This window comes from Vagococcus hydrophili (genome assembly GCF_011304195.1).
In the GTDB taxonomy this organism is placed as follows: Bacteria; Bacillota; Bacilli; order Lactobacillales; family Vagococcaceae; genus Vagococcus; species Vagococcus hydrophili.
On record NZ_CP049887.1, the window covers coordinates 2,792,245 to 2,813,647 of the forward strand.

Sequence of the window (21,403 nt, forward strand, 5' to 3'; positions counted from 1 at the left end):
CTGAGCAATTGAAGGATACATCTATATAAAGAAAGAGAAACTGAAAATATTTCATTCAGTTTCTCTTTCTTTTTTTACTTCACTAAACTAATTCTCTTAATAGAATTCCCTGCTACTTGTGGTGGAATTGAATAAGTCATCGCAGTTGGTGTTTCAAGTTCAAATTCAATCTCAGAACCCACTTCAAAGTCTTCTGGTTTCATGTCTTTATCGAAGATGTTCATATCTGCTAAAAGAACAACACCATTAGCATTCATCATATCTGCTAATTTTTCTTCATCTTTAATCGCTGTTACTTTTTCAAAACTCATAATAATCGTATCTTCATCAATAATCGGTGTTTCTGATAATTTACCTTTAAATGTCGCACTACCTATCTTCATTTCCTTTTGAGTCGTCTCCACTGTTTCTTTCGTTTCATTTGTTTTTAATTCTTCTTTTTTTGAACATGCACTTAGAGTAAGCGCTATAAAAAGTGTGCTTAGTAAAACTAATCTTTTTTTCATCCAATTCACCTAATTTCTATTTTATACCTCTATTTTAAATTAAAAAACTGCGGGCGTAAATCATTACCTTAGTGATTTAATAAAAAAAGCTTAGTCAAAATTGACTAAGCTTTCATGCTACCATCTAAAATATTTAAGCGAACCTTTTTAGGTTCATTTGTTCGTACACTATAAACGATTGTTCGAATAGCTTTAGCCACTCGTCCTTGTTTACCAATGATACGTCCAATATCCTCAGGGGCAACGGTTAGGTTGTACTCCATATATTGGTCACCTTCAGCAACTTCTAAATGGACACTTTCAGGCTGACTAACTAACGGACGGACAATGGTTAATACCAAATCTTTAACATCAGTCATTCAAATTCCCACCTTATTTTTTAGTGTATTTAGCTTCGTGATGTTTTTGCATAATTCCTTCACGAGATAAAAGGTTACGTACTGTATCAGAAGGTTGAGCACCTTTAGATAACCATCCTAAGATTTCTTCTTCTTTAACTGTAACTTGTGCAGGGTTAACTAATGGATTGTAAGTTCCTACAACTTCGATGTAACGTCCGTCACGAGGAGAACGAGAATCTGCTACTACCATACGATAAAAAGGTTTCTTTTTAGAACCCATACGTTTTAAACGAATTTTAACTGCCATTGATTGGCACCTCCAGATATATATTTCTTAATCACAAGAAGTATCATAACAGTTTTTTTTGAGGTTGTAAAGTGTTTTTTCTTTACAGGTTAAATTTTTATTTATTTCTCTCTATTGGATAAGTCATTCCAGTTGTAAAAGGCTTAAATCCAAGATTTTCATAAAAATCAATTAAATGATCTTCACACATCAGTTGAGGGAACACTCGCTGATTTTTACAATGAGTCACTAAATTTTCGATGATATCTTTCCCAATTCCTTTACGTTGATATGCTGGTAACACTCCTACTCCACAAATCAATCCTGTAATCACACCGTCAGAGATAATTCTTCCTGTTCCAATTAACTTTTCTCCATCATAATAATATAAACTGTACCAACTGCCTTAACACATCTTCTCAAGTTCTACCTCAGATAAATTAACCCGGTTCCAACCTAACTCTTGATATAAATTAGAAACATCAACAATATCTTGATAATTATTTTTTATTTCGTACATACTTCACCTCAAAATTTCAATTTATAAGCATCTGCCAAGCTGAGATTCCCCACTGAAAACTGGATGATACCATTAGCTATCAGTTCATTTGTTGCTTGTTCTAACAGAGTTTTATCCTCTAAACGAAGGAGTGAGTCATTTGTTGATAAATGAATGATTGGATAAGTTTCACTAAGTTTATTCATTACATTTTCTTCTAAATAAGGAATTTTTATGTAAATTGACTTATCTCCGTAACCAATTTCTTTATCTAAGTAGAGATTCATTTTGCCATTTTCAAGAAAATAAATTCGGTCTGAGTATTTTTCTAAATTTTCTAGTAAGTGGGAGGCAATGATGATTGTCTTCCCCTCATTTTTTTTACGAACAATCACTTGAGAAATCAACTCAACATTTTTAGGATCTAGCCCGTTCATGACTTCATCCATTAACATAATTGAGGTATCACTCATAATTTGAAGAGCAAAGCATAATCGTTGCTTCATTCCTAGTGAATAGCTGGATACTTTCTTTTTAACATAATGGCTCATCTCAAGTTCACTAACAATATCTTCTACTGAAAGCCGCGTGATTTGCCATAATTCTTGATAGAGTTTTAAATGATCGTATCCTGATAAATGACCATACAAATCATTTTGATCTGGCATCATAGAAATCACTTGATAAAGTTCATTCTTTTTACTGTCCTTTTTGTAGGTTTTTGAGCCATTTACAATCACTTCACCTGTTTGAGGTTTCAGATAATTCATCATCACATTGAGCATGGTGCTTTTACCTGTTCCATTTGGCGCAACTAATCCCACCACTTCACCTGCTTTAAATAAGAAACTGATATCATCTAACACTTGAAGCTTTCCAAAATTCACTGAAATATTCTTTAATTCAATCATGTTTTACCTCCTCTTTTAAACAATTGATTTTTTCATTCGACTTGAGATACCTACTAAAATCAACATTACTAAGCAACTTACACTCAGCACAAGCAGTCCACTTTCATAACTTAACTGAGTATCTGAGAAGAAAAAGCCTCGATGTCCTGACACGATTTCTCCCAACCTAATATAACTTGATGGTAAATAAGTAATGCTATGAATATCTCCATACCCCGCACGATTATATAGTAATTCTGTAAATGGTAAACATAACAGAATCAGCAGTATAAAGTAACTGTTGTTTATCCAAATACCTAAAAATAAACTAATTAAACTGATTAATAACACAAGTAAGAATAGTAATAAAAGAAATTGCAGCATCATTTGCCACATTGGAACTGTTTTAAAAATGACATCTCCTAGTACTGCTAAATCACCTTGAAACGAGCTGATGACTGTAGGTAAATCTAGCCTACCAAATTCGCCGAAGATTCCCATACCAATGAAGCCAATCAATAAAGGAATTAAACTTAAAAAGGTTCCTATAAGGACGATAGACATTTTGGTTAAAAGCTGAGTCGCGCCAGATATTGGAAAATTTTTAGTGACAGATTTATGTTTTCTGTCTTTCGTCACAATATCCATCGAAAAGAATGCCGCTACAAGGACCATAATTAAAGGTAGTAGATAATCCATTAACCGCCTAAAGGATTGAATCGCTGTTTTTTCATTGATTTCGTTTAAAGTAACGGATGAATCTAACTTAGCGTAGTCTGATAATTTGTAATGCATGGCTGAAGTTGCGTAATAAGCTTCTTGAGCCGCGTCAGGATTACCATCTTTGTAATATAAAGGATTCCACTTATCCACACTAATCATGTACCAATCACTTCTAACTTTGGCAAACTCCGAATAATTTTTCTCCTCTAACAAAGCTAATTGTTGTGCTTCACTTTCAACAATTGGTGGAAATGCATCAATCGCACTTTGTGTGTCTGGATGGGTAGCTCCTTCACGATTCACGGTTTTTAAAAATTTATCTTTCGTTGTGTAACTTGCTTCTATTTTTTCAGGGACTATTTTTTCTAAATACTCAAAATTATTTTCAATTTGGAACCAATAGAAAAATGAAATAAATAAAACTAGCAAATAAATACCAATGTTTTTATGACTTGTTATAAATTCACGCCACTCATGTTTAAAATATCCCTTCATTAAGCACGCCCCCTTTGTCCACTTTTGTTCTGATACAGCAAAGAGGTGCCCCATAATAACACAGTAGACATCACTAACAGATAAGCTAAACCAACAACCGGATTATACAAAGCACTGTAACGACCTCCAAGATATGCCCCATCAAAAAGTTGTGTTGGAATCAAATAACTTCCTAAGTACATCGGAAAATCCTTCACTTGATTCGTTAATAACAATGACACGCCGAAAAATGTATTTTCAATCATCAGGGTCAAATAAAAATTTTTTGTTAGTAAATTTAAACAAGCTGATAATGATAATGTAAATAAAAATACAATGCTTAGATACAGTAAATAGGCAACAATCACTTGCCAATTTTGTAGAATTCTAAAATGAATCACTTGAATCACATTGCCAAACATTAAATCATTGGTTGGATTTCCTATAAAAAAAGCTAACACAGCTCCTAAAATAATTGCTAGAAGAATACTACTAAACAACAATAAATAAATCGCTAAAACTTTTTTAACTAAGCGTTGACTAAAAGTATTAGGTTGCCCTTTTGTTAGAGAGGGATGTTCAAACTCATCCTCTAAAATATTCGCACTCACAAAGGAACACATGGGAAACCAAATAAATCCTAAAATTGATAAAAACAATAATATTAAAGTGCTCACTGTTTCTGGTTTTAAAATAATTTCTTTAGGATGTTCCCGTAAATAAGTAAAGTACAGTTGATTTTTTTGAATTATTTCTTCTTTTGGCTGAAGCAAAGCTAATTCATCTGTAAAATTAGGATCACTTCTTAAAACCTCTTGATGTTTGGTTAATTCTAAACTAGCCTCAATATAGTTTTTAGGTTTATCAAATAAAATTCCATTTAATTGCTTGGCTAATTCCGATTTTTGTAACAAAATATTCTGATAGGCTGTACTTCCTTCTACTGCGTCTAGGCTTTCATAAAAAGAAAGAGCACCTTGAACTCTGGCACTTTCTTTTCTATTTTGCTCTTGAAAGGTTTCAAATTGATCCACATGAACAAAAATAAAAAGCCCCAACATTAGAAAAATATTCACCAACATAAACAGAATATTTATTGGTTTTTTTATGTTTTTTCTCAACTCACCCAACAAACATCACCTTCTAATCTTTCTATTTTGTTATTATTATATCATTAATTTTTAATAAAAAACCACTTATGAATATCTTTTCACAAGTAACGTTAATTAAATAAAAAGAAGAGAACAATTACGTCCTCCTCTTACTCAGTCAATTCATTCATTCGATATCCCACACCAATTTCTGTTTGAATAAAAATTGGTTCAACGGGGTTCTTTTCTATTTTTTTGCGTAGGTTCGACATATTCACTCGTAACGTTAAGCTACTCATACTTCCTAATCCCCAAACTGCTTTTGTTAGAAAATCATGAGTTAAAACTTTTCCCATATTTTCCATCATAATTTTTAGCAGTAGATATTCGTTTTTAGTTAAATGAATCAGCTCTTCTTCTAGTTTCACTTGATGTTTTTCTATATCAAGCGCCAATTTACCATTTATTAAAACCACCGTTTCCATTTCTAAGGCGTTCTTTTTAAAATGACGATTAGCAGTTCTAATTCGAGCAAGGAGCTCATTACTCCCAAAAGGTTTGGTTAAGTAATCATCTGCATCTAAATCTAGGGCTTGAACTTTTGATTGTTCATCAGACCTTGCAGATATCACAATAATTGGAATAGGACTTTCTTCTCTAAATTCTTTCAAGAACAACATCCCATCTTTATCTGGTAATCCTAAATCCAATAAAATTAACTCAATCGGATGAGTTCTTAAGTACATCTCCGCTTGACTAACAGATTCAGCATGAAGGACCTCATATCCTTCACCTTTAAGCAAGGGCAGCAAAAAATTAACAATACTTTGATCATCTTCAACTAATAAAATTTGCATAAATCATGCCTCCCTTCTCCCTTTAATCTCAACTGTCACATCGATTAATTGTTCATTTAATAATTTAGCATAGATTTTCCCACCATGAGCACTTACTATGGTTTTGACAATGGATAAGCCGATGCCTAGTCCTTTTTTAGAATCGACCACGTTTTCTTCATCATTATCTTCAAACAACTTGTTGAGATAAGCTACATCTTTAGTCTCACCATAATTCAACACATGAAGTTTTACTTTGTGCTTTCCTTCTTCCACAGTTAAATAAATTTTGGAATCTTTTTCTCGGTACCGCACACTATTCTCTAGTAAATTAAAGACAACTTGTTCCATTAAGATTGGGTCCACTTGAACCAAAATTAACGCCTCAGGCAAGGTCACTTCAAGTTCAACAGTTGGATAATATTTTTTAAGTCGCTGAATAGCGGCAGACAAAACATCATCTAACACTTCCTCACTTGTTGTAACTTCCATCTTTTGAGTATCGATTCGTGTGATAGACAGTAAGTTTTCAATCATGCGAAGGAGCCACTCTGAATCTTTCTTAACACCTAAAAGCAGATTTTCTTTATCTATTTCTGTGAGTTTTGCTTTTTCTTTGTCATTTAAAATCATCTCAATAGAACCAGAAATCCCTGTTAAAGGCGTTCTTAAATCATGAGAAACAGCTCTTAACAAATTGCCTTTTGTTTTTTCTTTTTCTTTTTCAATATGAATGGTTTCTTTTTCTTGTTGCAATAATTTCTGTTCAATCGCAATTGCCATTTGGACTACCACTAGTCGAATAAAAGAAAGATTTTCTTCCGACAGTAGCTCATTTTCAGCAGATACCCCGACACCAATCACTGCTACTGTCTCCCCTTTTAAAATAACTGGAAAATAGCGTCCTTTAGCACCTGCTAAAGTATCTGTTCCTTTACCCGCTTCTTTTTGATTAATAAAACTCCAATGAGCAATCGCTGTTTCTTCTTTATTTTCTAGCAGAACTGGTTGCTTTTTAGGTGTTGCTAAACTTTTTACAGTCTCATCAAATTCTTGATAATAAATAAAGATATCTCGATTTAAATTATCAGAAAGGTAAGTTGCTGTAATTTGAAGAACCTCTTGTAAGTGATTGGTTAGTAAGTAGCGCCTGTTTAAATCATACAACATTTGAATTTGTTGCTCTTTTCTTGCTGATGAAATAGCACTGGCTTTCATTCTGACCATGATGTTACTTACAATCAATCCAACTACCAGCATAAAAACTAAAGTAAAAGGATAACCTTCTTTTAACACCGTGAGAGAATGATACGGATACACAAAAAACCAGTTAAACAAAATAACGCTAAAGATAGATGATAAGGTACTCCATAAATAACCTTTAGTTACTCTTGAAACAGAAATAACCATTAATAAATATAAAATAATAATATTTTGATCCCCAAATCCACTTCCAAAGAGGGTTAATGAAATCAAGGTTGTCACAACTAGTAGTAAAAAGGTCGTTGTTAAGTCTCTAAAACGAAATTTACCAAATAATTTTTTACTCATCACAAGCCAATTATTTTTAGGTTTTAGTTCTTTCTCATCATAAGGAAGTAAATGAATCTCTGTTTGATTTAATTCATCAAATAATTTATCTTCAATTGGTGTTCGAAATACCTTCTTCCACCAAGGGAGGGTAACATTTTTACCTAATACCAAATCAGTAATTCCTTGTAACTTAATAAAAGAAACGATGGTTTCAACTAAATCATAACTTTCAATGGTTATTACTTCAGCTCCGAGTTTTTCAGCTAATTTTACAAGCTCAGGATGATCATCTTCACTATCTTCTGTTTTAATATTTAGTGCAAACCACTGAACTCTTAAAAGTTGGGACAATCGAGCTGTCCATCTCAAGGTTCTTTTCGTTAAAGCAACCTCATCTCCTAAAATCAAGGATAAAAATTTACCATCTATCCCCATTAATTTAGATGAATCTTTATTTTCATTAATTGTAATATGATCGGCTGCCTTTTGAATCGCCAAACCTCTAAGTAAATTCAATTTTTCAGGAATAAAAAAATTTTGCAAGGCTCGGTCTGTGTTAGCTTTTTGATAAATTTTACCTAGCCTTAAACGTTCTAATAAATCTTCTGCCGCAATATCAATAACTTTTAGTGAGCTTTCTGAGAAAAAAACATCTGGCACCGTTTCTTTGACCTCTACTCCAGTCATCTCTTCTACGACATCATTTAAACTTTCAATATGCTGAACATTGACGGTTGTATAAACATCTATTCCGGCTTTTAGAAGTTCTTCAATATCTTGATACCTCTTCTTATTGCGTGCTGTTTCTGGATTGGTATGTGCTAGTTCATCCACTAAAATCAAATCAGGATGGCACAATAATGCGCCATCCAAATCAAAATCTTCTAATTGAATCCCTTTATAATCATACATTTTTTTAGGTAAAAGAGTTAATCCATCTAACAAAGCGGTTGTTTCTGGCCTAGTATGTGGTTCCACGTATCCCACAGCCACATCTCTTCCTAACTTCACTTGATCATGAGCTTCCTCAAGCATCGCATAGGTTTTACCGACTCCTGCTGCATAGCCAAAGAAGACTTTCAATTTTCCAGGATATTTTTCTTCCTTTACTTGCTGTAACCACTCGTCCGCTGACATTTTTTTAAGATTCAATTAGCTTCACCACCTATTTATTTGTTTCATCCAAGGCAAGGTTAACTTCTAAAACATTGACTCTTTCTTCCGTATTAAGAGGTGTTACCTTGCTCACTATATGCTCGTTTATTATAGCACCTACTTTTTCTTCTGTCATTTGTCGCTCTTTAGCAATTCGTGGAATTTGATACTCCGCAGCTTTTAAAGAGATATCTGGATCAAGACCACTACCAGAAGCCATTACCAAGTCAGCTGGCACTTTATCTTTTCTTCCTTCAATTGATTGACGTTCTTTAACTCGTGAGCTAACCGCTTTTTCTTGTTCATCAGACACAGGTGATAGTTGGCTAACTTCTTGTGGTCTACCCTGTAAATACTTAGGACTTTCATAGGTTTGACCTAATAGTTTTGATCCAACCACTTTATCATCTTTTGTCACAAGTTGGCCGTTAACCTCATCATTAAATAAGGCTTGACCAATCCCTGTCATGCTTAGTGGGTACAAGATACCTAAGATAACCGTCATTAAAAACATAAATTTCAATGAGATTTTTAAAGAATTTTTCATTTTATATCCATCCTTTTAAAAAAATAGTAATGTGAGTAGCATATCTAAGAGTTTAATTGCTATAAATGGTGCCACAATGCCACCTAAACCATAAACCAATAAGTTATGAGAGAGTATTTTATTAGCTGGCATTTCTTTATAAGACACACCTTTTAAGGCTAGCGGAATTAAGAACACAATAATCACCGCATTATATATCACTGCCGAAAGAATCGCTGTCGTTGGATTGGTTAAATTCATAATATTTAGCGCACTTAATTCTGGGTAAATACTAAAGAAAAGAACTGGAATAATCGCAAAGTATTTGGCAATATCATTAGCAATACTAAAGGTTGTTAAAGCCCCACGAGTCATTAGTAGTTGTTTACCAATCTTCACAATGCTGATTAATTTTGTTGGACTAGAATCTAAATCAATCATATTCCCAGCTTCTTTAGCTGCTTGTGTTCCTGTATTCATCGCTACTGCCACATCAGCCTGAGCTAAAGCTGGCGCATCATTGGTCCCATCTCCCGTCATTGCAACTAAGTGACCTTCACTTTGATATTTACGAATTAAATCCATTTTATTTTCAGGTGTTGCTTCTGCTAAAAAGTCATCTACGCCAGCTTCTGCGGCAATTGCTGCAGCAGTCATGGGATTATCTCCTGTTATCATAATCGTTTTAATGCCCATTTTTCGCATATCTTCAAATTTTTCTTTGACGCCATTTTTTACAATATCTTTTAAATAAATCACACCAAGAACGATATTATTTTTAACAACAACTAATGGTGTTCCACCAACTTTGGCAATTTCTGAGACAATCTCATCACAGTCTTCAGGATAAATTCCCCCAGATTCTTCAACAAAAATCCTCATAGTATCCGCAGCACCTTTTCTGATGGAATCCCCATCATAATCAATCCCACTCATTCTTGTTTTCGCTGAAAACTCAATGAACGTCATTTCTTTTTGATTCATCACACGTTCCCTTATTTCAAAACGTTCTTTTGCTAAAATAACAATACTACGACCTTCTGCTGTTTCATCGGCAATAGAGGATAATTGCGCTGCATCTGCCAATTCTTTTTCAGAAACACCTAAAACTGGACGAAATTCACTAGCACGGCGGTTTCCTAGGGTAATCGTTCCAGTTTTATCTAATAAAAGGATATCCACGTCACCGGCCGCTTCAATGGCTCGTCCACTCATCGCTACTACATTTTCTTTATTTAAACGACTCATTCCCGCAATACCAATTGAGGAAACTAAAGCACCAATCGTTGTCGGTGCTAAACAGACAAGTAAAGCTGTTAATGTGGTAATTGAGATTGCTTCACCTTTCCCTACTAACTGACTTGAAAAATCAGTAAAGGTATAAAGCGTTGCTGTGACAATCAAAAAGATGATCGTTAAGGTAATTAAAAAGATTTGTAACCCAATCTCATTAGGTGTTTTCTTTATCTCCGTTCCTTCTACCATGGAAATCATTTTATCTAAGAAAGAATGACCACTTTCAGCTGTTACTTTGATGATTAGAAAATCTGAGACAAGCGTTGTTCCGCCAGTCACAGCACTTCTGTCTCCCCCTGATTCACGGATAACTGGAGCTGATTCACCTGTAATCGCACTTTCATCAACAGAGGCAGCCCCCTCAATAACTTCTCCATCCATTGGAATTTGTTCACCAGAAACGACATAAACAATGTCACCTTTTTTCAAGTTTGAAGAAATCACCTCTTCAAATTCATCTTTTTTCTCAATTGATTTAATTCGTTTAGCTGTGACATCTTCTCTTGCTTGTTTTAAACTGTCAGCTTGTGCTTTTCCACGACCTTCAGCAATCGCTTCTGAAAAATTGGCAAATAATAGTGTTAACCACAGAATTAAAGCAATACTAAAAGTAAACCATGATTGGTTCTCGCCTTGAGGCTCCTTAACAAAGAACAAAACTGTTGTGATGATGGCACCTAGATAAACCACCATCATCACAGGATTTTGTACTTGTATTTTAGGATTCATTTTGATTAACGAATCTTTTAATGCTCTTCTAAAAATCATCCATTTATTTTCCATTTTAAAATTACCCCTTACTTAGTTACAAAAAATTCGGCGATTGGACCTAATGCCAATGATGGGAAGAAACTTAATGCCCCAATAACAAAAATGACAATCACTAACATCATGATAAATGTTGGACTAGTCGTTGATAACGTCCCACTACTAACAGATGTTTGATTCTTATTAGCTAAATTTCCAGCTAAAAATAGGACAGCAAACATTGGTATGAAACGTGTTATCATCATAATTGAGCCACCTATTATATTTAAGAATGTCGTATCTGCTGTTAACCCTGCAAAGGCACTTCCATTATTATTGGCTAATGACGTAAACGCGTATAAAATTTCCGAAAAGCCATGAGCCCCACTATTAGTTAAAGATTCCATAGGTTTACCTAAGATGATGAAGCTCATAGCTCCCAATAAGACAAATGCTAATGGTGTTAAAATCACAATACACGCCATTTTCATATCGAAAGGTTCGATTTTTTTTCTTAGGTATTCTGGCGTACGACCTACAAGCAAACCTGCAATAAACACGGTTAGAATGACAAAAACGATCATTCCATACAAGCCGCTTCCCGCACCACCAAAAATAATTTCACCTAGTTGCATTAAGAACATTGGTATCAAACCACCAAGTGGCGTGAAACTATCCATCATAGCGTTAACAGAACCGTTAGATACAGCTGTGGTACTGGATGCCCACAGACTAGACCATATAATACCAAACCGAGTTTCTTTTCCTTCCATGTTGCCAGCTGTCATTAAATGTTGAGACATGATTGGTTGCATTTCACTTAAGAAAATCCCAACTGTTGCTAAAACTAAAATGAAAACTGAAACGATCATAATCGTTCTACCTTGTTTTAAATCTTTCATAAAGAATCCAAAAGCCATAATTAAAGCTGCTGGAACAATCAAAATCGCATAATTTTCAATAAAATTACTAAACAATGTCGGATTTTCAAAAGGATGAGCTGAGTTAGCACCAAAGAATCCACCACCATTTGTTCCTAATTGTTTAATTGCAATTTGACTAGCTGCTGGACCAAAAGGTATTAACTGTTTAACTCCTTCATCAAGTCCGTTCACTTCCATATTTGGTAAAAAGTTTTGAACCACGCCTTGTGACATCAACAAAATCGTTGTAATGATTGATAATGGCAATAACACGTATAGTAAAACTCGTGTCATGTCTTTCCAAAAATTGCCAACACTTAAACTATTTTTACGTTTAAATCCTCTAAGTAAGGCAAACAGAACTGAAATCCCCACTGCCGCAGAGACAAAATTTTGAACCGTTAAACCAATCATTTGAACTAAGTATGAGACTTGTGTTTCACCTGCGTAAGCTTGCCAGTTAGTATTTGTCACAAAACTAGCAGCGGTATTAAAGGCAAGTGAAAAAGTCATGTTAGGGACATGATTAGGATTCCCTGGTAAAAATCCTTGAGTCATCAATAAAATAAATAAGAATACAAAAGATATTAAAGTGATTCCTAAAACACCTTTAGCGTACTGTTTAGCACTCATTTCTTTTGTGACATGATTTTTTCCGAAAAATTGATATAGTTTATTTTCAATTTTTCCAATTACTTTATCTAAAAAAGTTGCCTCATCCGACATCACTTTTTTTATATAGAATCCCAATGGAATACTTGTTAATAGTAGTACTGAGAAAAAAAGTATCAAAGTCCATGTAAAAGCCATCATTTTTTATCCCCCCAAAACAATTCATAAAATAAATAAATCAAAGTCATCACAGCGATAATCCCCACAATAATAATCATCAAATAACTTCCCTTCCCTCTTGAATAAAGAAAGTATAGCAAAAACCATATAAAGATAGTGTTAAGAAAAGCGTGAATAAAAAATCGTTTTGCTCTGAGTAACTGGAGGCAATTAAAAATAATTCACGCTTTTCGAATTAATTTTAATTGGTGAAGTTACCGAAGGAGCAGATTTTTTCTTCCGGACTACAAAGCGTGATGAAAAAGGCGTTTAACTCCAAGCAGCTGGAGGAAATGCAAAATAATCGGCGCTTTTTCCGATTAATTTGTATTTGTGAAGCTGCCGCAGGAGTTGCCTTTTGAATCCGGACTACAAAAACGTGATGAAAAAGGTTTCTTTACTCCAAGCAGTTAGAGAATACAAAAAAAGAGGATAACTTTCGATTGTCATCCTCTTATAGCTTATTCAATTATTCATATACTTTAGGAATCATCAATTTGTGTAATTCTTCAAACCATTTTCCAACCTCAAGTAACAAGCTATCATTTCCTTTACTTGCCATCAACTGGACTCCAATCGGTAGATTCTCTTTTTCAGTCATATGAGTAGGCAGACTAATCGCAGGCTGCCCTGTTAAATTAGCTAATTGCGTATAAGGTGTTATCCATAAACTTTTTTCAAACATGTCATAAATTAACGTATCTAACTCTTCTTTTGTTTGAAATTCTGCTTCATGCATTCTTTCCCGAATCTCGTCACTTTGAAGATCGTCCGTTATTTTGGGCGCAATCGTTGTCGCGGTTGGAGATAAAAAGATATCATAGGTTTCAAAAAGTTGTTCCATGATAACCGCAGACTGATCCCAAATATTAAAACTATCCGCATAGTCAGCTGCAGATAATTTTTTCCCGAACTGATAAATCGCCCACGTCATTAATTCCATATCCTCTTTAAGCAAGGGTCGATGAAAAGCTTTTTCCATATGATTCATCATATTAGCTGTCTCGCCACCATTCATCTGGTAGTAACTTTTAATTAACCCTAAACCATCCACTGGATAATCAATCATTTCAACAGAATGACCCAAACCTTCTAAAAAAATGGCAGCATTATGCACGGCTTGAATCGCTTCATCTGAAACAGGATTACCAATTGGAGACGTGGTACAAACTGCGATCTTTAGCGGTCGATTAACAACTGGCAGACTTGCTTTTGGCTGATTAAAAGGTGAAAACTGCTTATTAGGCTTTAAAATACGCAACATTTTCTTAGTGTCTCTAATGGAAACTCCTAATACAAAATTCACAGAAGCACCTTGCCAGTCACGAAAGCCATCTGGACCTGTCACAATCTTGCCTCGACTTGGTTTCATCCCAATTAACCCAGTAAAACTTGCGGGAATTCTAATCGATCCACCACCGTCACTTGCTCCTGCAATCGGTGAAATACCAGAAGCGACGACCGAAGCTGCTCCACCACTACTTCCACCTGAATAACGCGTTATATCAAGCGGATTCAAAGTGTCACCGTTTATATCTGCATCGGTCACGTTTTTAAAACCAAATTCTGGAGCTGTGGTCACACCAAAAGGCACAAACCCAGCTTGTTCAATTCGTGATACATAATTATTCGTTTGATTAGCAATATTATTTTTAAATAGTTTAGAACCCATCGTCTGAGAAAAACCTTCTTTGCTCTGACCTAAATCTTTTAGCGGGAAAGGGACACCGTAAAACGGACTATTTTTTAAATTCTGCTTATCTGATTCCAAGGACTTTTTTGCCTTATCAAGATCCAACTCGACGAAGGCATTTAATTTTTCATTTGCTTTTGCTTTTTTATACATCTCATCTAAGGCTTCCATCGGTGACATGTCGTTGTTTCGAATCAAACCAGCAAGATAAGTCGCATCTTTTACCATAAAAATCCCCCCTATACTATTATCTAATCAATTTTTAAGTCAAATGACAAGTAGTTTATACTAAATAGGGTATTTTTTAAAAGAAACGCACGATATTTAATTATAATAAAAACAAAATTGGTTTACCAACAATCTCCTTCTCGCAAATCACATATAAAGTCTTCTTTAAGAGAAATTTGTTCATTAGTATTGAAAACAAGAATTTCTTCATTTGATTCTTTAATACCCGATAAACTAAATTCTTTTATATTCCCTTCCCATTTGATCCAACCCATTTTTTGATAAAGTGGTAGCCCCATCTCTGAAGCGCATAAAGCTCCAAAATCAAAGGTCCCTTTTATAATAGACTCAACTTCCTCCATCATCAATTGACCAATTCCTTGTCTTTGATATTTAGAACTAACTGCCATTGCCTCCACATAACCAACATAATGAGCTTTTTTACCAACTACCATGGAACGTTGAACCACAGAAACATGAGCGATTATTTTTTCATCTTCTTTAATCATTAAGTGAATGCCACCAAGAGCATGAGACAAATCATCTCGTGAAAATTCACCTTCAAAGGCTTTGTCTAAAAAAGAAAAAAGTTCCTCTTTATCCGTTTTTGACAGCTCATAACTGTTTTTTATAATTATTTTGTTCATGATGTTTACTTCCTTCTCCTTAGTAAAAAAACACAATTAACAAGTTATCACTCAACTTGCTAATTGCGTTCTTAAGGTACTATTTTTTCTTTTTCTTTTTGTTCTTATTTTTAACTTTTTTCTTGTTTTTCTTAATCATCTTATTCATGGCCATTTTTCCAAGTTTCCCTTGGATTCCGCCACCCATCATGTTTTCCATTCCTGGTGGCATATTGCCTTTACTCATTTGTTGCATCATTTTTTTAGATTCGTTGAACTGTTTAATCATACGATTGACTTCAACCACTGAATTTCCAGAACCTGCTGCAATACGACGACGACGACTAGGATTTAATAAATCTGGATTTTCACGTTCTTTAGGCGTCATTGAAAAGACAATCGCTTTTTTACGGGCAACATCTTTTGGATCCACTTTAATTTGATCTAAACCAGGAACATTGTTCATACCAGGAATCATTTTAATTAAATCTTCTAGTGGTCCCATTCCCATGACTTGATCTAATTGTTCAATAAAATCATTGAAATCAAAACTATTTTCACGCATTTTACGCGCTAATTCCTCTGCTTGATCCTCATCGTATTCACGTTGTGCTTTTTCAATCAACGTTAACATGTCACCCATACCTAAAATACGAGAAGACATACGGTCCGGATGGAAGACTTCTACATCCGTTAATTTTTCACCAGTACCGATGAATTTAATTGGTTTTCCTGTAATGGCACGGATTGAAAGGGCCGCACCACCACGAGTGTCCCCATCTAATTTAGTTAAGACAACCCCTGTTACGTCTAATTGTTCGTTAAAGCTTTGAGCAACAGTTACAGCATCTTGACCAGTCATGGCATCAACTGTTAAAAGAATTTCATTTGGTTGAGCAAATTCTTTAATGCGTTTTAACTCATCCATTAAAGGCTCATCAATATGTAAACGACCTGCCGTATCAATGAAGACATAATCATTTTTATTTTCTTTGGCTTGTTCTAAACCACGACGTACGATTTCAACTGGATCAGTATCTGTTCCCATATCAAAGACGGGAATATCTAATTGTTGACCGATGACTTTTAATTGGTCAATGGCAGCTGGACGGTAAACGTCACCTGCAATTAATAATGGTCTAGCTTTTTCATTTTTCTTTAAGAAGTTAGAAAGTTTTCCGACGAAGGTTGTTTTACCCGCACCTTGTAAACCAACCATCATAACGATTGTTGGGATTTTTGGTGATTTATTTAATTCGACTGCTTCAGAACCTAAAACTTTTGTTAATTCTTCATCAACGATTTTTACAATTTGTTGGGTTGGGTTTAAAGATTCTAAAATCTCTACACCAATCGAACGCTCTCCAACACGTTTAGTAAAGCCACGAACGACTTGTAAGTTAACATCGGCTTCTAAAAGAGCCAAACGTATCTCACGCATCATTTCTTTTACGTCTTCTTCTTTCACCGTACCTTTTTTCTTCAGTTTACTCATTGCGACCTGTAAGCGGTCAGTTAAGCTTTCAAATGCCAATTTAAATCTCTCCTACTCTTCTTCAATTTCTTGGATTTTATCTAAAATTCCTATAATTCTCTCATCTGATTCATGGTCAGCTTTAACAATTGCTTTTATCTCTTCAATCATTTCTTCTCTGACAATATAATTAGAATATAAATGCAGTTTTTTCTCGTAAGTTTCTAACAATTTTTCAGTTCGTTTGATATTATCATAAACCGCTTGCCGACTCACACCGTAATCTTCGGCAATTTCACCTAAAGAATAATCATCTGCATAATATAATTCGATGTAATTCATCTGCTTCTCAGTCAAAAGGGTTGAATAAAATTCAAATAAAGCATTCATTCGATTTGTTTTTTCTATTTCCATTTTAATTCCCCTCCTTTTTGACTCTTGATTCCAGTCTCCTCAACATTATAACACAATCAATATATGTTTTTTTAATTTTTTATTCGAATTTAAAAAAGCTAGTACAAAAACAAGAACGTTTTCGTACTAACCTCTCTTTTTATATTTTTAATTAATTTCTTTTAGTTCCTTGGAGTCTTCCTGATCAACAATCGGTAAAACAAAAGTAAATGCTGTGCCTTTGTTTTCATGACTCTTCACACTAATTTTCCCGTTATAATTATCAATTAGCTGCTCAGCAATAGACAATCCTAAGCCATTACCTCCTGTGTTTCTAGCACGAGCCTTATCCACCCGGTAAAATCGGTTAAAAATTTTATCTAAGTTTTCTTTATTAATTCCTTCACCGAAATCTTGCACCATAATTTCCAATGATCGGTAAGATAGTGAAGCTGATATCAATACTTCTTTTCTATCCATTGAATATTTCACCGCATTATCAAGGAGAATAATCAAAATCTGTTCTAAGTGATTTCGATAAATCTTAACTTCCACGTCTTGATCTAAATCATCATCCAGATTAAACGTAAATTCAGGATAGAGCATTTGGAAGTTACTCACGTTGGTATGGATGACTTCTTTAGCCATCGTTGTGTTCTCTGAATAGTGAAACTCAGATTGTTCAGCACGAGATAAATCTAACATCTCTTGTACTAAACTCTTCATCCTGACAATTTCTTGGAGTGAGGCTTCCAAGGATTCTGCTAACACTTCTGGATCATCTTTCCCCCACCGATTAAGTAGGTTAATATGACCTTCAATCACCGCAACAGGTGTCCGTAATTCATGAGAAACATCTTCCACAAATTGTTGCTGCTGTAGAATAAATTTTTGCATTCGCTCTAGCATGTCATTAAAAGCTTTCGCCAAATCTGATATTTCATCATTAGCCTTTGGTACAGGCATTCTAACACCCGTTTTATGGGCTTCTTCAATACTATTTAAAGTTTTTGCCATTTTTCTTAAAGGACTTGTAAAGTAATTAGATAAGATAAAGCCAATGATGACACTTAAAATAACTCCAATAACTTCTAAAATGATCAATGTATTTAACAGTCGTTCCCTCACAGCATAATAACTATTTAACTCATAAAAACCTTGCGCGTAACCAATTAATTCGTTTGTTTTAGAGGAATAAATAGGTTCTAACTTGATCAAACCAGTGATATTATCAATGGTTTGAATACTTGTTGTGCTTTGATCATGTTCTTTAAACGGTAAATAAGCATTCTTAGTTTCGAATAATAGACGCTCATCTGCCCCATAAATCTTTACATTAAGTTCAGGTTGAGAAAGTTCCGAGATGAAACTATTTAATTTCATTAGACTTGCTTCCAACGTTTCCCGGTCATAATATTTATTCCGAACAAAGTCACCCGTTGTATCTTTCAAAAAAAAGACTGTACTGTTTAAAGTTAAGTCTTCTTCTGAACGAGCCAATCTGGATTCAATCTCTTCCATTGTTCGATTAAATTTATCTGTTTCTTGTCTGACGATAATTTTAGTGCTTGTCTGATACGTTACAAAAGAAAAAATCGTAAACAAAACAGAGATTGCTAAAGACGTTAGAAGAGTCCACTTAAAAGTAATAGAGCGCCACGTAAACTTCGATGGCAGCTCTATATTTTGAAATGATTTCATCAGGATCTCATCACATATCCTGTACCACGAACCGTTTGAATGTAACTATCGTCTCCTGGTACATCAATTTTATTACGTAAGTATCTGATATAAACATCCACTACGTTTGTTTCAACTTCAATCTCGTAACCCCAAACTTTATTAAGTAAAACATCTCTTGATAAAACAACGTTCACGTTTTCCATCAAAATAAGCAACAATTCATACTCTCTTTTTGTTAGTTCAATGATTTCTGAATTACGACGAACCACACGATTCTCTTTTTCAATTACTAAATCACGGTAGGTAATCGTTGTTTGCTTTGTAATATTTTTATCCCCTTCAATATCAATTCGGCGTAGCAAAGCTCTTAATCTTGCTAACAATTCCTCGATAGCAAAAGGTTTAATAATATAATCATCTGCCCCATGATCTAATCCTGAAACTCGGTCAATCACAGAGTCTCTTGCTGTCATCATGATGATTGGTGTATTCTTTGATTGTCTAATACGACGACAAACTTCTAGTCCATTTAATTCCGGTAACATAAGATCCAGTAAAATTGCATCCCAGTCCCCAGTTAAAGCAGCCTCTAAACCAGTTCGTCCATTATAATGAACTTCTGTTTCATACCCCTCATGTTTAAGCTCTAATTCAACGAAACGAGCCAAGTTTTTTTCATCCTCGACAATTAAAATTTTATTTGACATAAATTCCCATGCCTTTCTAGCTACTTCACATATTTTTTTACATTACTACAATTATAACGATAAACCACTCAAAAATCTATTCTATCTTTTATTTTTTTATATCCTACCTATAAAAAAATGAAGATTCCTTTTAAATCAAGGAATCTTCACTCTTATTTATTCAAAAACAAATTGATTTTCGTAAAGTTCTGCATAAAAACCTTTAGCTGCGATTAATTCTTCATGAGTTCCTTCTTCAATAATTTCTCCTTGATTTAGCACCACAATATAATCTGCATTTAAAATAGTTTTAAGTCTATGAGCAATCACAAAGCTTGTCCGACCTTTAACAATATTTTCCATGGCTTTTTGAATACGACTTTCTGTCACAGTATCAACGTTACTTGTTGCTTCATCTAAAATGAGTAATGACGGATCTGTCAAAATCGTTCTTGCAATACTAATTAATTGCTTTTGACCCACACTAAAGACGCTGTTTTCATCATTAATTTTTGTATCATAACCTTCATCCAGAGTCATAATGAATTCGTGAATATTCGCTTGTTTAGCTGCTGAAATCATATTCTCTTCTGGCACATCACGATTACCAAATACAATGTTATCTCTTATTGTACCTGAGAATAAAACAGATTCTTGTAACACAATCCCAATATGTGAACGTAAACTTGGTAAAGAAATATCTCTAATATCTTGACCGTCGATTTTAATGGCTCCGCTATCTACATTGTAAAAACGGTTTAGTAAATTCATAACAGTTGTCTTACCAGAACCAGTTGGTCCAACAAGAGCCACCATTTGTCCTTTTTTCGCTTTTAAATTAACATTTTTCAAGACTGGTTTACCTTCAACATAGGAGAAATTGACATTTTCTAACGATACTTCTTCGTTCACACCATTAATCGAAGTGGTGTTAGGACGCTCAAATTCGTCATCCACTACAAAGATTTCATTTAAACGACGAGCACCTGTAAAGGCTAGTTGCAGCATACTAAACTGTGAAGAAATTTGTGTTAATGGCATATAGAATTGTTGTGAATACTGAATAAACATAACGATTAAACCTAAACCAACCGCCTTATCCATGCCACCATCAAGGACTAACCAACCTCCAAAGAAAATCACAATCGCTGTATTCAAGATTGAAATCCCTTGCATTGTTGGGAATAAAAGACCTGAATAAACTTGTCCTTTGAATGTTGCTTTTTTGACCTCTTTATTTAAAACTTCAAACCCTTCAATGGTTTCATCTTCCAAACCGTTAGTGATAATCACTTTTTGACCTGAAATTTTTTCATTGATATAGCCGTTTAATTTACCAACATTTTCTTGTTGAACCGCAACACTTTTCTCTGCTTGTTTAATAATATATGCTGAAATTAGAATAGCCACAGGAGAAATTGCCAAGGTTGCCCAACTCATTTGAACATTTTCGCTAAACATCATGATTAACACACCAATCATCATCGAGAAGTTGGTCATTACCTGAATTAACGCCTGGTTCATTGTATTTGAGATATTATCTAAATCACTCGTAAAACGACTTAAAATTTCTCCGTCTTGGTGATTGTCAAAATATTGAATGGTCATTTTTTCTAATTTTTTAAATAAATTAATACGCATTTTATTCGTTGATTTACCTGTCACTGCTGACATTAAAATATTTTGAACAAACATCGCAATCCAATTTAAGACATATAAACCAACAAGTAATTTAATAACACTTAAGAAAGGACCTTTATCAGCCGTTTTCGTTGCAAAGTAAGTGCCTGCATATTTAGTTAGTTCCTCAATAGCTTTACCTGTGTACTGAGGTGCTTTAACTTGCAAGTAAGTAGAAAAAATGATGGCAACTGTTATGACTAACAATTGAAGTTTATACGCTCTTAAATAGAACCAGAAAAACTTCGGAACGCTCATTTTTTTAGTTTGTTCTTTTTTCATT

At 34.3% G+C, this 21,403-nt stretch carries 18 protein-coding genes and 1 pseudogene; all 19 read right to left on the reverse strand.

Annotation, left to right across the window (positions count from 1 at the left end; all coding sequences use genetic code 11):
- Positions 1–74: 74 nt before the first annotated feature.
- The 19 genes and pseudogenes from G7082_RS13735 to G7082_RS13825 all read right to left on the reverse strand — a co-directional run bounded on the left by G7082_RS13735 (position 75) and on the right by G7082_RS13825 (position 21,402).
- Positions 75–506, reverse strand: a complete 432-nt coding sequence (locus tag G7082_RS13735) for a hypothetical protein (RefSeq protein ID WP_166035770.1) — start codon at positions 504–506, stop codon at positions 75–77.
- 104 nt (positions 507–610) lie between these two features.
- Positions 611–865 carry a KH domain-containing protein gene (locus tag G7082_RS13740; protein ID WP_166035771.1) on the reverse strand — a complete coding sequence of 85 codons (255 nt, stop codon included), beginning with the start codon at positions 863–865 and terminating at the stop codon, positions 611–613.
- 13 nt (positions 866–878) lie between these two features.
- Positions 879–1,154: a 30S ribosomal protein S16 gene (rpsP, locus tag G7082_RS13745; RefSeq protein WP_166035772.1), complete on the reverse strand. Its 276-nt coding sequence runs from the start codon at positions 1,152–1,154 to the stop codon at positions 879–881.
- A gap of 97 nt (positions 1,155–1,251) precedes the next feature.
- Positions 1,252–1,512: pseudogene (locus tag G7082_RS14955) on the reverse strand (GNAT family N-acetyltransferase); the annotation flags it as partial.
- A gap of 149 nt (positions 1,513–1,661) precedes the next feature.
- Positions 1,662–2,543: an ABC transporter ATP-binding protein gene (locus tag G7082_RS13755; RefSeq protein ID WP_166035773.1), complete on the reverse strand. Its 882-nt coding sequence runs from the start codon at positions 2,541–2,543 to the stop codon at positions 1,662–1,664.
- 15 nt (positions 2,544–2,558) lie between these two features.
- Positions 2,559–3,740 carry a hypothetical protein gene (locus G7082_RS13760; RefSeq protein ID WP_166035774.1) on the reverse strand — a complete coding sequence of 394 codons (1,182 nt, stop codon included), beginning with the start codon at positions 3,738–3,740 and terminating at the stop codon, positions 2,559–2,561.
- A complete protein-coding gene (locus G7082_RS13765; RefSeq protein WP_166035775.1) occupies positions 3,740–4,780 on the reverse strand; it encodes a hypothetical protein in 1,041 nt (346 codons plus the stop codon). The genes G7082_RS13760 and G7082_RS13765 overlap by 1 nt, the downstream gene beginning before the upstream one ends.
- 200 nt (positions 4,781–4,980) lie before the next feature.
- Positions 4,981–5,667 carry a response regulator transcription factor gene (locus G7082_RS13770; RefSeq protein ID WP_166035776.1) on the reverse strand — a complete coding sequence of 229 codons (687 nt, stop codon included), beginning with the start codon at positions 5,665–5,667 and terminating at the stop codon, positions 4,981–4,983.
- 3 nt (positions 5,668–5,670) lie between these two features.
- On the reverse strand, positions 5,671–8,331 hold the full coding sequence (locus tag G7082_RS13775; RefSeq protein WP_166035777.1) for a sensor histidine kinase: 2,661 nt from the start codon (positions 8,329–8,331) through the stop codon (positions 5,671–5,673).
- Between the two features lie 13 nt (positions 8,332–8,344).
- Complete coding sequence (locus G7082_RS13780) at positions 8,345–8,881, reverse strand: potassium-transporting ATPase subunit C (RefSeq protein ID WP_166035778.1); 537 nt, start codon at positions 8,879–8,881, stop codon at positions 8,345–8,347.
- A gap of 15 nt (positions 8,882–8,896) precedes the next feature.
- Positions 8,897–10,924 carry a potassium-transporting ATPase subunit KdpB gene (kdpB, locus tag G7082_RS13785; RefSeq protein ID WP_420825039.1) on the reverse strand — a complete coding sequence of 676 codons (2,028 nt, stop codon included), beginning with the start codon at positions 10,922–10,924 and terminating at the stop codon, positions 8,897–8,899.
- A gap of 29 nt (positions 10,925–10,953) precedes the next feature.
- Positions 10,954–12,639: a potassium-transporting ATPase subunit KdpA gene (gene kdpA, locus G7082_RS13790; RefSeq protein WP_166035780.1), complete on the reverse strand. Its 1,686-nt coding sequence runs from the start codon at positions 12,637–12,639 to the stop codon at positions 10,954–10,956.
- Positions 12,640–13,126: 487 nt separating this feature from the next.
- Positions 13,127–14,578, reverse strand: coding sequence for an amidase (locus G7082_RS13795; protein ID WP_166035781.1), 1,452 nt, complete (start codon positions 14,576–14,578; stop codon positions 13,127–13,129).
- Between the two features lie 122 nt (positions 14,579–14,700).
- The gene (locus tag G7082_RS13800) at positions 14,701–15,225 is read right to left on the reverse strand and encodes a GNAT family N-acetyltransferase (protein WP_166035782.1); all 525 of its coding nucleotides are present in this window, start codon (positions 15,223–15,225) and stop codon (positions 14,701–14,703) included.
- Between the two features lie 79 nt (positions 15,226–15,304).
- The gene (ffh, locus tag G7082_RS13805; RefSeq protein ID WP_166035783.1) at positions 15,305–16,738 is read right to left on the reverse strand and encodes a signal recognition particle protein; all 1,434 of its coding nucleotides are present in this window, start codon (positions 16,736–16,738) and stop codon (positions 15,305–15,307) included.
- A gap of 12 nt (positions 16,739–16,750) precedes the next feature.
- Positions 16,751–17,092, reverse strand: coding sequence for a putative DNA-binding protein (locus tag G7082_RS13810; RefSeq protein WP_166035784.1), 342 nt, complete (start codon positions 17,090–17,092; stop codon positions 16,751–16,753).
- A 147-nt stretch (positions 17,093–17,239) separates the two neighbouring features.
- Complete coding sequence (locus tag G7082_RS13815; protein ID WP_166035785.1) at positions 17,240–18,772, reverse strand: HAMP domain-containing sensor histidine kinase; 1,533 nt, start codon at positions 18,770–18,772, stop codon at positions 17,240–17,242.
- Positions 18,772–19,461 (reverse strand): response regulator transcription factor, encoded by a 690-nt coding sequence (locus G7082_RS13820; RefSeq protein WP_166035786.1) that lies wholly within the window; start codon positions 19,459–19,461, stop codon positions 18,772–18,774. Before G7082_RS13820 ends, G7082_RS13815 begins: the two co-directional genes overlap by 1 nt.
- Positions 19,462–19,617: 156 nt before the next feature.
- A complete protein-coding gene (locus G7082_RS13825; protein ID WP_420825014.1) occupies positions 19,618–21,402 on the reverse strand; it encodes an ABC transporter ATP-binding protein in 1,785 nt (594 codons plus the stop codon).
- Between the last annotated feature and the right edge of the window lies 1 nt (position 21,403).

Coding starts and splice junctions, on each gene's coding strand:
- G7082_RS13735 (WP_166035770.1), bottom strand. CDS start 506: ATGAAAAAAAGATTAGTTTTACTAAGCACACTTTTTATAGCGCTTACT.
- G7082_RS13740 (WP_166035771.1), bottom strand. CDS start 865: ATGACTGATGTTAAAGATTTGGTATTAACCATTGTCCGTCCGTTAGTT.
- rpsP (WP_166035772.1), bottom strand. CDS start 1,154: ATGGCAGTTAAAATTCGTTTAAAACGTATGGGTTCTAAAAAGAAACCT.
- G7082_RS13755 (WP_166035773.1), bottom strand. CDS start 2,543: ATGATTGAATTAAAGAATATTTCAGTGAATTTTGGAAAGCTTCAAGTG.
- G7082_RS13760 (WP_166035774.1), bottom strand. CDS start 3,740: ATGAAGGGATATTTTAAACATGAGTGGCGTGAATTTATAACAAGTCAT.
- G7082_RS13765 (WP_166035775.1), bottom strand. CDS start 4,780: ATGTTGGGGCTTTTTATTTTTGTTCATGTGGATCAATTTGAAACCTTT.
- G7082_RS13770 (WP_166035776.1), bottom strand. CDS start 5,667: ATGCAAATTTTATTAGTTGAAGATGATCAAAGTATTGTTAATTTTTTG.
- G7082_RS13780 (WP_166035778.1), bottom strand. CDS start 8,881: ATGAAAAATTCTTTAAAAATCTCATTGAAATTTATGTTTTTAATGACG.
- kdpB (WP_420825039.1), bottom strand. CDS start 10,924: ATGATTTTTAGAAGAGCATTAAAAGATTCGTTAATCAAAATGAATCCT.
- kdpA (WP_166035780.1), bottom strand. CDS start 12,639: ATGATGGCTTTTACATGGACTTTGATACTTTTTTTCTCAGTACTACTA.
- G7082_RS13795 (WP_166035781.1), bottom strand. CDS start 14,578: ATGGTAAAAGATGCGACTTATCTTGCTGGTTTGATTCGAAACAACGAC.
- G7082_RS13800 (WP_166035782.1), bottom strand. CDS start 15,225: ATGAACAAAATAATTATAAAAAACAGTTATGAGCTGTCAAAAACGGAT.
- G7082_RS13810 (WP_166035784.1), bottom strand. CDS start 17,092: ATGGAAATAGAAAAAACAAATCGAATGAATGCTTTATTTGAATTTTAT.
- G7082_RS13815 (WP_166035785.1), bottom strand. CDS start 18,772: ATGAAATCATTTCAAAATATAGAGCTGCCATCGAAGTTTACGTGGCGC.
- G7082_RS13820 (WP_166035786.1), bottom strand. CDS start 19,461: ATGTCAAATAAAATTTTAATTGTCGAGGATGAAAAAAACTTGGCTCGT.
- G7082_RS13825 (WP_420825014.1), bottom strand. CDS start 21,402: ATGAAAAAAGAACAAACTAAAAAAATGAGCGTTCCGAAGTTTTTCTGG.